The 13,936-nt window shown below is 67.2% G+C and carries 13 protein-coding genes; 7 read left to right on the top strand and 6 right to left on the bottom strand.

Features of this window, described 5'->3' with window-relative positions; translation table 11 throughout:
• Positions 1 to 112 precede the first annotated feature (112 nt).
• Positions 113 to 805: a metal-dependent transcriptional regulator gene (locus OG976_RS23810; RefSeq protein ID WP_328354549.1), complete on the top strand. Its 693-nt coding sequence runs from the start codon at positions 113 to 115 to the stop codon at positions 803 to 805.
• Between the two features lie 9 nt (positions 806 to 814).
• On the opposite strand, the gene OG976_RS23805 is transcribed toward OG976_RS23810, so the two are convergent.
• Positions 815 to 1,873, bottom strand: coding sequence for a DUF4192 domain-containing protein (locus OG976_RS23805; RefSeq protein WP_328354546.1), 1,059 nt, complete (start codon positions 1,871 to 1,873; stop codon positions 815 to 817).
• Positions 1,874 to 2,031: 158 nt separating this feature from the next.
• On the opposite strand from OG976_RS23805, the gene sthA reads away from it, so the two are divergent.
• Positions 2,032 to 3,444 carry a Si-specific NAD(P)(+) transhydrogenase gene (gene sthA, locus OG976_RS23800; RefSeq protein WP_328354543.1) on the top strand — a complete coding sequence of 471 codons (1,413 nt, stop codon included), beginning with the start codon at positions 2,032 to 2,034 and terminating at the stop codon, positions 3,442 to 3,444.
• A gap of 4 nt (positions 3,445 to 3,448) precedes the next feature.
• Here the strand turns inward: sthA and OG976_RS23795 are convergent, their stop codons facing one another.
• Positions 3,449 to 4,246: a trypsin-like serine peptidase gene (locus OG976_RS23795; RefSeq protein WP_442930379.1), complete on the bottom strand. Its 798-nt coding sequence runs from the start codon at positions 4,244 to 4,246 to the stop codon at positions 3,449 to 3,451.
• A gap of 154 nt (positions 4,247 to 4,400) precedes the next feature.
• Between OG976_RS23795 and OG976_RS23790 the strand changes: the two genes are divergently transcribed.
• From OG976_RS23790 to OG976_RS23780, 3 genes are read left to right on the top strand one after another with little or no spacing between them, the layout of a single operon-like run.
• A complete protein-coding gene (locus OG976_RS23790) occupies positions 4,401 to 5,375 on the top strand; it encodes a proteasome assembly chaperone family protein (protein WP_328354538.1) in 975 nt (324 codons plus the stop codon).
• Positions 5,376 to 5,406: 31 nt separating this feature from the next.
• Complete coding sequence (locus tag OG976_RS23785) at positions 5,407 to 6,429, top strand: alpha/beta fold hydrolase (RefSeq protein ID WP_328354535.1); 1,023 nt, start codon at positions 5,407 to 5,409, stop codon at positions 6,427 to 6,429.
• A gap of 39 nt (positions 6,430 to 6,468) precedes the next feature.
• Positions 6,469 to 7,155 carry a PhzF family phenazine biosynthesis protein gene (locus tag OG976_RS23780; RefSeq protein WP_328354532.1) on the top strand — a complete coding sequence of 229 codons (687 nt, stop codon included), beginning with the start codon at positions 6,469 to 6,471 and terminating at the stop codon, positions 7,153 to 7,155.
• Between the two features lie 7 nt (positions 7,156 to 7,162).
• On the opposite strand, the gene nrdR is transcribed toward OG976_RS23780, so the two are convergent.
• Both nrdR and OG976_RS23770 read right to left on the bottom strand, forming a co-directional pair.
• On the bottom strand, positions 7,163 to 7,627 hold the full coding sequence (gene nrdR / locus OG976_RS23775; RefSeq protein WP_167103242.1) for a transcriptional regulator NrdR: 465 nt from the start codon (positions 7,625 to 7,627) through the stop codon (positions 7,163 to 7,165).
• A 99-nt stretch (positions 7,628 to 7,726) separates the two neighbouring features.
• A complete protein-coding gene (locus OG976_RS23770) occupies positions 7,727 to 8,209 on the bottom strand; it encodes a LysM peptidoglycan-binding domain-containing protein (RefSeq protein ID WP_328354526.1) in 483 nt (160 codons plus the stop codon).
• 204 nt (positions 8,210 to 8,413) lie between these two features.
• On the opposite strand from OG976_RS23770, the gene lexA reads away from it, so the two are divergent.
• Positions 8,414 to 9,112 (top strand): transcriptional repressor LexA, encoded by a 699-nt coding sequence (lexA, locus tag OG976_RS23765; RefSeq protein ID WP_328354523.1) that lies wholly within the window; start codon positions 8,414 to 8,416, stop codon positions 9,110 to 9,112.
• 21 nt (positions 9,113 to 9,133) lie between these two features.
• On the opposite strand, the gene OG976_RS23760 is transcribed toward lexA, so the two are convergent.
• Both OG976_RS23760 and OG976_RS23755 read right to left on the bottom strand, forming a co-directional pair.
• Positions 9,134 to 11,206, bottom strand: a complete 2,073-nt coding sequence (locus OG976_RS23760) for an LGFP repeat-containing protein (RefSeq protein WP_328354520.1) — start codon at positions 11,204 to 11,206, stop codon at positions 9,134 to 9,136.
• A gap of 172 nt (positions 11,207 to 11,378) precedes the next feature.
• Entirely contained in the window at positions 11,379 to 12,539 is a 1,161-nt protein-coding gene (locus OG976_RS23755; protein ID WP_328354517.1) for an acyl-CoA dehydrogenase family protein, read from the bottom strand.
• A gap of 170 nt (positions 12,540 to 12,709) precedes the next feature.
• Here OG976_RS23755 and OG976_RS23750 point away from each other — a divergent pair, with 170 nt between their 5' ends.
• A complete protein-coding gene (locus OG976_RS23750; RefSeq protein WP_328354515.1) occupies positions 12,710 to 13,912 on the top strand; it encodes a phosphorylase family protein in 1,203 nt (400 codons plus the stop codon).
• The last annotated feature ends 24 nt before the right edge of the window (positions 13,913 to 13,936 follow it).

The raw sequence follows: 13,936 nt of genomic DNA, 5'->3' as shown, positions 1-13,936 counted from the left end.
CTCCTGTGTGCCCGTCGGCCTCGGCTGACGGGCACACAGCTGTCTGGGCGCAGTGTTGTCCGACCATTCCCCCAGCTGCGCCAGTAGACTTGGCTGCGACGAAGGGTGGCCTATGAACGACCTGGTCGATACCACCGAGATGTACCTGCGGACCATCTACGACCTCGAAGAAGAGGGTGTGACTCCGCTGCGTGCGCGTATCGCGGAACGGCTGGAGCAGAGCGGACCGACAGTCAGCCAGACCGTGGCACGGATGGAGCGCGACGGACTGCTGCACGTGGCCGGTGACCGCCACCTCGAACTGACCGAAAAGGGCAGGGCACTGGCGGTGTCGGTGATGCGTAAGCACCGCCTGGCCGAACGCCTCCTGGTCGACGTCATCGGCCTGCCCTGGGAGGAAGTCCACGCCGAGGCGTGCCGCTGGGAGCACGTGATGAGCGACGACGTCGAGCGACGGCTGGTCAAGGTCCTCGACGACCCGACGGTGTCCCCGTTCGGCAACCCGATTCCCGGGCTGTCGCAACTGGGACTGGATACCTACGCCCGCCAGCCCGACTACAACCTGTTTCGCCTCACCGAACTGCCCGCGGGCTCACCGGTTGCGGTGGTGGTGCGCCAGCTGACCGAGCATGTCCAGGGTGACGTCGGGCTGATCAGCCGGCTCAAGGACGCCGGCGTGGTGCCTAATGCCCGCGTCCAGGTCGAGAACAACCCGAACGGCAGTGTGACGATCATCATCGGCGGCCACGAGAACGTCGACCTGCCGCACGAGATGGCCCACGCCGTGAAGGTCGAGAAGGTCTAGCGCACACACCTAGACCGCCCGGCGCCCGAACATCCGGCGCGGCGGCAATTGCACCCCGAGCCGCCTGGCCAACCGGTAACCGGTGCCCGCGAGTTCTCTGATCTGCTCCGGCCGCATCCCCGACTGCAGTGCGGTGTCGAGCATGCCTGCCATCCGGTGCTCCGGGTCACCGCGCAGCGCCGCCTCCAGCGACAATCCCGCCAGTGGGCCGTCACCCCGGGCATAGGCTGAAAACGCCAGCAACACAAGGGCTTCCACTCGCCACGGATCCGGCAGCGTCCGGGCCAGCACCGCCCACAGCGTCTCGGCCTGCCCGGCCCCGGACCCGACGGCCAGGGCGTAGAGGGTGTCGCGCACCGCGACATCGGTGATCGCGCACGCCAGCGCCGCCAACTCGGCGTCCTCGAGCCGGGCGGCGGCACTGACCCTGGCGGCCGCCGCGATCGCCGCCTCCACGTCACGGCGTCCGCACCCGTCGGGGTCGGCGCGCCGACGGGCCTCCCTGTCGCTAGCGCACTGCCCGATCAACTCGATCAGCGACTCGGTGTGCGCCGGATCGGCAACAGCGATCACCGCCTGCAGATCGGCACGCCGCCCGTAGAGCCGCCTGCCGTCGAGCACCGCAGCGGCGGCCAGCGGTGAGGCCGACGGGTCCTCGACCGGACCGGTCTCCCCGCACCCGTCCACGCAGTGCCAGGTGCCGCCGGCCACGATGCGGTCGACCACATGGGCGGCGTACAGCGCCATGTCCTGGTCTGCCAGGGCCGCCGTCAGCGACTGGCACACCTCGCGGTAGTCCTCGTTGCACATCGGGCACGGCGCGCCCTTGTCGTCGACGATCACGGCGATGGCAGCCTCGGCACCCGAGGCCGCCGCGACGTCGATCAGATGCTCGATCTTGCCGGCCATCGCGTCATCGAGGTCGACGCGCATGACGGCCCCCATCTGATCGTGCTCGAGCGCGACGAGTACCAGGGACTGCTCGGGCACGAAGCCCAGCACGGCGGGGATGGCGGCGATAAGCGCGCCGGGACGGTTGATGCGGTAATCAGGGCGGTAGGTGGTCATGCCCCGACGCTGTCAACCGACACCGTCACGACGGGACTGCCGGGCCGCCCGGGGACCGAACCTGTGGATGAAGTGCGGAGTGGGGATGGCGCACTGTTCACGTCGTATTGACATCGTCGGCATGCGAGATTCGGCAAACCGGCGTACACCTGTTGCTCATGGGTTTGGAATACGACCTCGTCGTCATCGGTTCGGGTCCCGGCGGCCAGAAAGCCGCCATCGCCGCGGCCAAGCTGGGCAAATCGGTGGCGGTCATCGAGCGGGGCCACATGATCGGCGGTGTCTGCGTCCAGACCGGCACGATCCCGTCCAAGACGCTGCGCGAGGCCGTTCTGTACCTGACCGGTATGAGCCAGCGCGAACTGTACGGCGCCAGCTACCGGGTCAAGGACAAGATCACGCCCGCCGACCTGCTCGCCCGCACCCAGCACGTGATCGGCAAAGAAGTCGACGTCATCCGAAACCAGTTGATGCGTAACGGCGTCGAGCTCTACATGGGCCTTGGCCGATTTCTCGACGAGCACAACCTGACGATCGAGGACCCCACCCGGGCCGAGCATTTCACCATCAGCGGCCGCTATGTCGTCATCGCGACCGGAACCAAACCGGCGCGGCCCGCCGGGATCTCATTCGACGACAACCGGGTACTGGATTCCGACGGCATCCTCGACCTGAAGAACATCCCGACCTCGATGGTGGTGGTCGGCGCCGGCGTCATCGGCATCGAGTACGCCTCGATGTTCGCCGCGCTGGGCACCAAGGTCACCGTCGTGGAGAAGCGCGACACGATGCTCGATTTCTGCGACCCCGAGATCGTCGAGGCGTTGCGCTTCCACCTGCGCGATCTGGCGGTGACCTTCCGGTTCGGCGAGGAGGTGACGGCGGTCGACGTCGGCTCGTCCGGCACCGTCACCACCCTGGCCAGCGGCAAGCAGATCCCCGCCGAGACGGTGATGTACTCGGCCGGACGGCAGGGCCAGACCGACCACCTCGACCTGGCCAACGCCGGTCTGGAGGCCGACAACCGCGGTCGGATCTTCGTCGACGACAAGACGTTCCAGACCAAGGTCGACCACATCTACGCGGTCGGCGACGTCATCGGCTTCCCGGCGCTGGCGGCCACCTCGATGGAGCAGGGCCGGCTGGCCGCCTATCACGCCTTCGGCGAGCCGACGGCCGGCATGACTGCGCTACAGCCGATCGGCATCTACTCGATCCCCGAGGTGTCCTACGTCGGCGCCACCGAGCAGGAGCTGACCAAGAACTCCGTCCCCTATGAGGTCGGGGTTTCCCGCTACCGCGAGCTGGCCCGCGGCCAGATCGCCGGCGACTCCTACGGCATGTTGAAGCTGCTGGTGTCCACCGAGGACCTCAAGGTGCTCGGCGTCCACATCTTCGGCACCGCAGCCACCGAACTGGTGCACATCGGCCAGGCCGTGATGGGCTGCGGCGGGACGATCGAATACCTCGTCGACGCCGTCTTCAACTACCCGACGTTCTCCGAGGCCTACAAGGTCGCGGCGCTCGACGTGATGAACAAGCTGCGGGCGCTCAACCAGTTCCGCCAGTGACCGGCTAGCACTCGGAGTCGAACGTGTTCGGCGCGGCGTCGCCGGGCCCGCCCGCCTCGGCACGCTTCAGCAGCGCTGCGGTGGCCTCGTCGAAGGGCGCCGAGTAGGAGACGCTGTCCTGGCAACCGCCGGCATCGCGACCGCCGATCACCCCGACCACCTCCGGGCCCTTGATCCACGGGGCGCCGCTGGTGCCGTCGACCAGACCGCCGCACTGCAGAGTCTGGAAGCCGCCTTCGTCCAGCCCGGCGATCGTGTCGCAACTGAGCGGGTTGCCGCCCACTCCGAGCGGATAGCCGACGATTCGCACCTGACTGAACTCTTTGGGCGTGGCGCCCAGCACCAGCGCAGCGCCTGCCGCCGTCTCGATCGCGCCGCCACCAGGCCTGCTGACCCGCAGGAAGGCGTAGTCGGCCTTGGGGTCCTGGGTGGCAACCCAGCGCGGGTCGAGGTAGACGGTGTCCACCGTCCACACGTCGCCCGGGGCGGCCTTGTCGGCGAAACCGGGCACAAAGGTGGCCGGATAGCCTTCGGCCAGACAGTGTGCAGCCGTCAGCACCAGGTCCTTGGAGGCCGATCGCACCACCGATCCGGTGCAGGTGTGGGTGTCGGTGCCGCCGAGGAACAGCGCGCCGACCGCGGGCTGGGGCGCCACCGGCTCGGCCGTGATGGCCACACCGTCGGGTTTGGCGGTCTCGGCGGCTTTGGCCGGCGGCTCACTGGCTTGGCCGCAGCCCGCCACCACGGCGGCAGCTGCCGCCATGCTCAACGCCGCCACAACGGTCCGCATGCAGGAGATCATGCCCGATATCGTCGGCGAGCAGGGAACGAGCGCGACCACGGCTGCGTTGTCCAGAGACGGGCACACCACGGCGCTGTGCCGGATCTGCGAGACACTAGGTGTATCGGTATGACCGCGACGATGACGTCGCAGGACACCGCGAGGAGGCGAAACCATGGCTGACGAGCAGGGACAGCAGTATCAACCCGAGCCCACCGGGATGTACGAACTGGAGTTTCCGGCACCCCAGCTGGCGTCGTCCGACGGGCGGGGCCCCGTGCTGGTGCACGCACTGGAGGGGTTCTCCGACGCCGGCCATGCCATTCACCTGGCCGCCGAACATCTGCGCAACGTGCTGGACACCGAGTTGGTCGCCTCATTCGCCATCGACGAGTTGCTCGACTACCGCTCGCGGCGGCCGGTGATGACGTTCAAGACCGACCACTTCACCAACTATGACGAACCGCAGCTGAACCTCTATGCGCTGCACGACAGCTTGGGGACGCCGTTTCTGCTGCTCGCCGGGCTGGAACCCGACCTGAGATGGGAGCGGTTCGTCACCGCGGTGCGGCTGCTGGCCGAGCGGCTCGGAGTCCGGCAGACCATCGGGCTGGGCACCATCCCGATGGCGGTGCCGCACACCCGCCCGGTGTCGATGACGGCGCACTCCAACAACCGCGAACTGATCACCGACCACCAGCCCTGGGTGGGCGAGGTGCAGGTGCCGGGCAGCGTGTCGAACCTGCTGGAGTACCGGATGGCCCAGCACGGCCACGAGGTCCTCGGGTTCACCGTGCACGTTCCGCACTATCTGGCCCAGACCGACTACCCCCTCGCCGCCGAGGCGCTGCTGGAGCAGGTGGCACGGACGACTTCGCTGCAACTTCCGCTGCGCGCCCTCACCGAGGCCGGTGCATCCGTGCGCACCAAGATCGACGAGCAGGTAGAGGCCAGTGCCGAAGTCGCTCAAGTGGTGAGCGCGCTGGAGCGACAGTACGATGCATTCGTTGCCGCGCAGGAGAACCGCTCGTTGCTGGCACGCGACGAGGAACTCCCCAGTGGTGACGAACTCGCCGGGGAGTTCGAGCGATTCCTGGCCCAGCACGCTGAGGACCTCAAGGACGGTCTCACCGACGACGGCGAGACCTGAGGAAGTCCCCGCACCGACGATGAGGTTGGAGATGCCGCAGCGAAAGCCCAACTTGCAGCCGGTGCGGGAAGTCACTCCGACGCTGCACTTCAAGACCATTCACGGCTACCGCCGCGCGTTCCGCGTCGCCGGATCCGGTCCAGTGCTGCTGTTGATCCACGGCATCGGTGACAACTCGACCACCTGGCATTCGGTGCACAGCAAGCTCGCTCAGCGCTTCACCGTGATCGCACCCGACCTGCTGGGCCATGGCCAATCCGACAAGCCACGTGCCGACTACTCGGTGGCGGCCTATTCCAACGGCATGCGGGATCTGCTCAGCGTGCTCGATATCGACAAGGTCACCGTGGTCGGGCACTCGCTCGGCGGCGGCGTGGCCATGCAGTTCGCCTACCAATTCCCCCAACTTGTCGAGCGACTCATCCTCATCGGCGCGGGCGGGGTCACTAAGGACGTCAACATCGCGCTGCGATTGGCCTCGCTGCCGCTGGGGGGCGAAGCCTTGGCGCTGCTGCGGCTACCGATGGTGCTGCCCGCGCTGCAGGTCGCAGGCCGGGCGTTGGGTACCGTCTTCGGCTCGACCGGACTGGGCCGCGACATCCCCGATGCACTGCGGATACTGACCGATCTTCCCGAGCCGACGGCATCTTCGGCGTTCACCCGCACGCTGCGCTCGGTGGTGGACTGGCGCGGCCAGGTGGTGACCATGCTCGACCGATGTTATTTGACGGAATCCGTTCCCGTGCAATTGATTTGGGGTGATCAGGACGCCGTCATTCCGGTAGCCCACGCCAAGATGGCACATTCGGCCATGCCCGGTTCGCAGCTGGAGATCTTCGCCCGATCCGGGCATTTTCCGTTCCATGACGACCCCGACCGGTTCGTCGAGGTGGTGCAGCGGTTCATCGACTCCACGGCGCCGGCCGTGTACGACCAGAGCGTCCTGCGTGAGTTGTTGCGGACCGGCATCAGCGAGCGCTTGGTCACCGGCTCACTGGACACCCGGGTGGCGGTGCTCGACGCGATGGGCACCGACGAACGCAGCGCCACCTGATCTGTGCAACCAGCGCAGTGAGCGTCGTAGAGTCGGGTCATGACCGTCGACGTCACTGTCTTGCGGGTGTTCACTGACTCCACGGGCAACTTCGGCAATCCTCTCGGGGTCGTCGATGCCTCAACGGTGCCCGCCGGCGAGAGACAACGGATCGCCACCCAATTGGGTTATAGCGAAACGATATTCATCGATCTGCCCGATCCGGGCTCAACGACGGCGCATGCGCACATCTTTACTCCGACCACCGAACTGCCGTTCGCCGGGCATCCGACGGTAGGCGCGGGCTGGTGGCTGCGGGAGCAGGGCACACCGGTCCACACCCTGCAGGTCCCCGCAGGCATCGTCCAGGTCGGCCACGACGGCGAGCTGACGACCGTTCGAGCTCGCGCGGAATGGTCACCGGAGTTCGCCATTCATGACCTGCCATCAGCCGAACACGTGCTGGCCGCCGATCCGGGTGACTACGCCGATGACGCCGAGCACTACCTGTGGGCCTGGCTGGACCGCGAGCAGGGGCACATCCGGTCGCGGATGTTCGCCAACGATCTGGGGGTGCCGGAGGACGAGGCGACGGGTTCGGCGGCGGTCCGCATCACCGACCACCTCAGCCGCGACCTCACCATCACCCAGGGCAAGGGTTCCCGGCTGCAGACCTGGTGGAGTCCGGAGGGGTGGGTGATCGTCGGCGGCCGGGTGGTCGATGACGGAGTGCGGCGACTGGACTAAGTCGGGCTCAGCCGGAGGTTCCGACACTTCGGTGAGCCCGCAGCGCCTCGATCTCGCGTTCGAAATCCTCAGCCGAACTGAACGACCGGTACACCGAGGCGAAGCGCAGGTAGGCGACCTCGTCGAGTTCGCGCAGCGGGCCCAGAATCGCCAGGCCCACTTCGTGACTGGGCACCTCGGGTGATCCGCCGGCCCGCACCGTGTCCTCGACCTGCTGAGCGAGCAGGTTCAACGCGTCGTCGTCGACCTGACGGCCCTGGCAGGCGCGGCGCACCCCGCTGATGACCTTCTCCCGGCTGAACGGTTCGGTGACACCGCTGCGTTTGACCACGGCCAGGACGGCAGTCTCCACAGTGGTGAATCGCCGGCCGCATTCGGGGCAGGATCTGCGCCGCCGGATCGCCTGGCCTTCGTCGGTCTCACGCGAGTCGACGACGCGGGAATCGGGATGACGGCAAAACGGACAATGCATGACCGCTCCTTCGCCGCCGCAGCCGGGTGATGTGAACCACCCAGAGCCTACCCGGGCCATCCACCGGAGTGGGTCGTCGCGGCTCACGGCGCCGGCGAATCAGCCGATGGGCGCGATGAGGGTCTGCCCCGCATCCAGCGCGGCCGAATCGAGTTTGTTGAGCTCGCGGATGCGCTGGACGACCTGGGCGACCGGCGCCTCGGGTGCCACTCGGGAGGCGACCTGCTGCAACGTCTCACCGGCCTGCACCCGCACGACCGCGAGCTGATCGGGGATCGCCGCCGGCGCCACCTCCGCGGAGCTGAAGTGGAACAGCGAACCCAGCCACAGTGTGGTCAGCGCCGCCAGCCCCGCCAGCACGATGGTGACCGTCGTGCTGACCGGTCGGCGAGTGTGGGCCGCACGCGACACGGCAACGCCGGTGCCGCGGTAGTGCAGGTGGCCCACCGCCGGTCGCGCGGGACCAGGCCGGTTGTCGCGGGCACCGGCCGGACGCACCCGCACGGGCGAACCGGACCTGACCGGGTGCCGCCGATGCTCCGACGGCCACGCCACCACCTGCAAATCGTCGATGACTGTCATGTCCGCTCCTTCCTCCGATGCGCCCGACTGTTCGCTCTTGTGTTCGAAATATACTCGATCATGTGTTCGATGTCCGAACATGTGAGCGAGCGTGTCGGAAGAATAAAACGGGGCACCGACAAGTTTTCGCCTTGCGCGACCGAACATGCGACACGCTCGAACAAATGTTTGATTGTGTCAGCCCGGGCGACTACATTCGGCGCTATGAGTGACCGCAGTGAGACACCGGGGACCGACACCAGCAGCCGCGGCGGGGGTTCCGACAACGGATTGACCGAACGGCAGCGGACCATTCTCGAGGTCATCCGCGCATCCGTGACCACCCGCGGCTATCCCCCGAGCATCAGGGAGATCGGTGACGCCGTGGGGCTCACCTCGACGTCGTCGGTGGCCCACCAGCTGCGCACCCTCGAGCGCAAGGGCTTCATACGCAGGGATGCCAACCGGCCGCGTGCCGTCGACGTCCGGAGCGCGGAGGACATGCCGACGCCATCGGTGACCGAGGTCGCCGGCTCAGACGCCCTCCCCGAGCCGACGTTCGTGCCGGTCCTGGGCCGGATCGCGGCAGGTGGTCCCATCCTGGCCGAAGAGGCCGTCGAGGATGTCTTCCCGCTGCCGCGCGTACTCGTCGGCGAAGGATCGCTGTTCCTGCTGAAGGTCGTCGGCGAATCGATGGTCGACGCGGCCATCTGCGACGGCGACTGGGTGGTGGTGCGCCAGCAGAACGTCGCCGAGAACGGTGACATCGTGGCCGCCATGATCGACGGCGAAGCGACGGTCAAGACGTTCAAGAGAACCGGCGGTCAGGTGTGGCTGATGCCCCATAACCCGGCCTTCGACCCGATCCCCGGTAACGACGCCGCCATCCTGGGCAAGGTCGTCACCGTCATCCGCAAGATCTGACGGCGGGGCCGCTAGTCGGCGCTATTCGGCCTTGTGGAACCCGTTGGCCTGGGCCAGTTCCTCGCTGGCGAACCACACCTCAGGAACGGTGTGCTCGTAGAGCTCGGACTCCGGCGTGTAGTACAGACCGGAGTGGGTGTTGGCCTTGATCACATAGCCTTCCGGCGCCTGATACGGATCGGCCAGCGGCAGGTGGATCGCAGGACGGGCATTGTCCTGTTCGTCGTGCGGATCCGACTGCAGCTCTTCAGCAGGCTCGACGGTCACATCCTCGTCAGGCACGAGCGGGACCTCGTCGGGTTCCTCGGCGGCACGACGACGACGCGGCGTCGCGATACCACCCATGTCGAGGCGCCACATCGACTGTGACTCTTCAAGATTGACTGCGGCGTGGCGGCCCGAGTCGCTGGCTTCCTCGGACTCCTCCTCGACCTCGGCGTACTCCGCATACTCCGGGTGTGCGTCGCTCGCCTCGGTGTCGGGTTCAGGCTCGGCCGGAATCCGGGTCGGCGTGGTGTCGATGGAGTCCTGGTCGCCGTCGAACACGTCGTCAGGACCGGGCATGGTCTGGGTTCCCAGACCAGCGGAGGACCAGTTGAACCCGGAGGAACTCGGAACCTCAGCCAGGCCGCCGTCGGGATAGGAGGAGTACCGCGACGATTCCGAGTCGCCGGGCCAGCGATCGTCCTCGTCGTACTCGGAATCCTCGAAGTCGTCGTCGTCCTCGACGTTGGCGGCGCGGCGGCGTTGCAGCCACAGCAGACCCATGGCGAGCACGCCGATCAGCAGCACTGCCGGGATGATCACCAGCAGCCACCACCAGTGCCAGGTGAACGACTTGCCGGGCTTGCCGTCCGCGCCCGGCGCACCGGGCGTCTGCGGGGCGGTCGCCACGGGCACCTCGAGGCCCGACAACTGCCCGGCCAACTCCGGCGGCTTGGTAGTGAAGGCATTGGTGGCTTTATTAAAGGAGATCTCGCCACCACTGAACTTCTGGGTAACCGTGTCGCCGTCGGCGCTCTGCTCGCCGGTGGGCACGCCGAGCGAGCCCGTCGCGCCGCCGAGTTTGGCCCAGGCCGCGTTGATCGCACCGCGGACCACGATCGCGCCGTTGTCCGGCGTCCAGAAGATCACCGGCTTGTCCGCTGCGCTGAACGTGCTCACCCGGCTGTTGGGTGCGCCGCCGTCAGCCTCGGTGCCGGTCGGCAGACCGAGGTCACCGGTCGGGCCACCGGCCGACTCGTACTTCGACAGGATCGCGCCGGTCACCGCGTGGGCGCCGGTCGCCGGCGAGTAGAAGATCTTGCCGCCGGCGTAATCCTGCGCGGCGCCGTCGCTGCCGACGGTGTACTGCGCACCTTGCCGTGCGCCCAGCACACCGGAGATACCCCCGGCTTCCCGCCAGGCCTGGTTGATCAGCGTCGTCGGATCCGACGGGACCTCGACACCGGCGAGGTTCGCGGCCAGGTCAGGCGGGTCAGTGGTGAACACCTTGGAGGCGTCGTTGTAGGACACCGTGCCGCCGGTGAACGTCTGGGTGACAACGTCGCCGTCATAGGTTTCGTCGCCGGTGGGAGCGCCCAATGTGCCACCGGAACCGCCGAGCTTGTCCCACGCGGCATTGATGGCGCCACGCACAACCCATGCGCCGGTGTCTGCCGTCCAGAAGATCGCAGGCTTGTCGCTGGCGCTGAACGTGCTGACCCTGCTGTCCGGGCCGAGCAGGCCGGCCACCTCGTCGATGGTCGGGAAGCCGAGGTCGCCGTCGGCGGGGCCGCCGAGTGCCTGGTACTTGTCCAGGATCGCGCCGAAGAGAAGGTGAGCGCCGGTAGCCGGGGTGAAGAAGATCTTGCCGCCGGTGAAGTTCTGCGCGAATCCATCGCCGACCGGGTAGACGTCGCCGTCCTTGCCACCCACCGGCGACCCGTCTCCGCCGGCGGCCTGCCACGCCTGATCGATGGCCGCGTTGGCGGCATCGCTTTCCGGTGATGCCACCACTGCAGGAGCAACCAGCAGCGCCGCCGCAGCCGTCGCGACCACGCCAAGCGCTAGTCGCCCGACGCCTCTGCTGAGACGACTTCCAAGCCAGGTCATGTAACTCCCCTGCGTTCCGATCACGATTCCTCTAGTTATAGTCCGCGTCAACTCTGCGTCAGCAGAACACGACACGCGGCTATATCCGAGATACGGCACGCAGAAACCCCGGAAAACGGCACTAAGTCGTGACAAAACTGCAGTACGCGGCTACCGGAGCGGACGGCCGGGCCTAGACGCCCAGGCTGCGCCCGATGATCTCCTTCATGATCTCGGTCGTCCCGCCGTAGATGGTCTGCACGCGGGCGTCCAGGTAGGCGCGGGCCACGTTGTACTCGCGCATGTAGCCGTACCCGCCGTGCAGCTGAAGGCAGCGGTCGATGATCTTGACCTGGGCTTCCGTGGTCCACCACTTGGCCATCGCGGCCTGCTCGGCGGTCAGCTTCTCGTCGAGGTGCAGCCGGATGAACTCGTCGACCATGATCCGCACCGCCGTGGCCTCGGTGGCCAGCTCAGCCAGCAGAAAGCGGCTGTTCTGGAACGACCCGATCGGCTTGCCGAACGCCTTGCGCTCCTTGGTGTACTGGATGGTCTCGGCCAGCACGGCCTCGATGGCGGACGCGGCCATGATGGCGATCGAGATCCGCTCCTGCGGCAGGTTCTCCATCAGATAGATGAAGCCCTTCCCTTCTTCGCCGAGCAGGTTCTCCACCGGCACCTTCACATCGGTGAACGACAGCTCGGCAGTGTCCTGGGCGTCGAGGCCGACCTTGTCGAGGTGACGGCCGCGCTCGAAACCCTCCATGCCGCGCTCGACGACGAGCAGCGAGAAGCCCAGCGCACCCTTCTCGGGATCGGTCTGGGCCACCACGATGACCAGGTCGGAGTTGATGCCGTTGGTGATGAAGGTCTTCGACCCGTTGAGGATGTAGTGATCACCCTCTTTGACCGCGCGGGTCTTGATGCCCTGCAGGTCACTGCCGGTACCCGGCTCGGTCATGGCGATCGCCGTGATGAGCTCACCGGTGCAGAACTTCGGCAGCCAGCGCTGCTTCTGCTCCTCGGTGGTCAGGCGCAGCAGATACGGCGCGACGACGTCGTTGTGCAGCGAGAAGCCCAGTCCGCTGTAGCGGCCGGCGACCGTCTCCTCCACGACGATGGTGTTGTACCGGAAGTCGTCGTTGCCACCGCCGCCGTACTCCTCCGGCACCGCCATGCCCAGGAAGCCCTGCTTGCCGGCCTCCAGCCACACCCCGCGGTCGACGATCTTGTCCTTCTCCCACTGGTCGTGGTACGGCGCGACGTGGCGCTCGAGGAAGGCCCGGTAGGACTCGCGGAACAGCTCGTGCTCCGGCTCGAACAGCGTCCGGTCGTACTTGACGGCAGTGCTCATGGGTATACCTCCGGGGAATCGGTGTAATCGCTGGGCGTGCTTGCCACGAGAATAGACCAACCGAGTAGTTGGTCGAGAATCGGCCGGACGGGCGCGCTCCCCCGTTCACTCGGAGTTCGAACACCGGCGGTGTGACGCCGTTATCGTGTCGCCAAGTCGGGATGGTGGGCATGTGGACAACGGTTCAATCGAATAAGCGCCGCTGGTTGTGGGTTGTCGCACTGGCAGCCGGTGTGGGTGCGGGACTGCTGGCGTGGCCGGCCGCTGCCGTCGCCGAGACGGCGAGTTCGTCCGCATCGGCCCACCACGCCTCCAGCGGCCAGGTGCAGCGCCGCCCCGCCCGAACCAAGCCCGCGCCGGTCGCTCGTCCGGTCACCGCCAGTGCCGGGCACTCGGCGCGGCGCGCACCGACACCGGCGGTCAACGACCCGGGCACCGTCGACAACGCCGGCCCAGCGGGCCTGCCCGAGAAGCGGACGTTGATCCTGTCGGCGTTTCCCGCCGAGACCGACGCAATCCTGGCACGGACGACCCTGGACCCCGGCCCGTCGGTGGTCGTCGACGGGGCGCACTTCTATCTCGGCGACATGGGCGGCAAGAAAGTCATCGTCGCGATGACCGGTATCGGAATGGTGAATGCAACCCGCACCACCACAACGGCTTTCGAGCATTTCACCGCCGAAACGGGCACGACGATCGGCGCGGTGGTGTTCTCCGGTGTCGCGGGTGGTTTCGCAGGCACACAGATCGGTTCGGTGACCGTACCCGCCCGGTGGACCGCCGATGACGGAGCCACCTGGCACCCGGTGGACTCCGGATTGCTGGCCGCCGCCGGTGCGGTCTCGGTCGACCTGATGAGTACGGACAGTATTGGCGATCCGGCATGCCTGTGTAGCGGTCTGACGTCGGGCCTGCGGATCGACCTGGGCCGCGAGCCGACTGTGGTGGTCGGGGGCGACGGCTCCAGTGACGATAACAATGGCGGCACCGCCTTCCCGGCGATTCCATTGGGGGGTGCGGTTTTCGGACCTCAGCCCTGTGCAGCGCCGGACTACTCACCGCTGTCGACCGGCAACTTCGCCAGCGCAATCGGGCCATTTCTGGTCCGCGGCCTGCTCAACAACATCACCGGACTGCTGACCAACACCAACCCGCCTGTCGACGCAGTCGACCAGGAAACGGCCGCGGCACATCGGGTGGCCGACGCCTATGGTGTGCCGTTCCTCGGTATTCGCGGGATCTCCGACGGCGCCGGGGATCCGCTGAACCTGCCGGGAATTCCGTTCCTGCAGTTCTTCGTCTACCGCCAGATCGCCGCCGACAATGCCGCGATCGTCACGGAAGCTCTGCTGGGGAACTGGGCGGGCGCGTAGGCAGGGCGCCCGCTTACACTTTCA

The sequence above is a fragment of the Mycobacterium sp. NBC_00419 genome, assembly GCF_036023875.1.
In the GTDB taxonomy this organism is placed as follows: domain Bacteria; phylum Actinomycetota; class Actinomycetes; order Mycobacteriales; family Mycobacteriaceae; genus Mycobacterium.
This window is presented reverse-complemented; position numbering and strand designations above follow the sequence as displayed.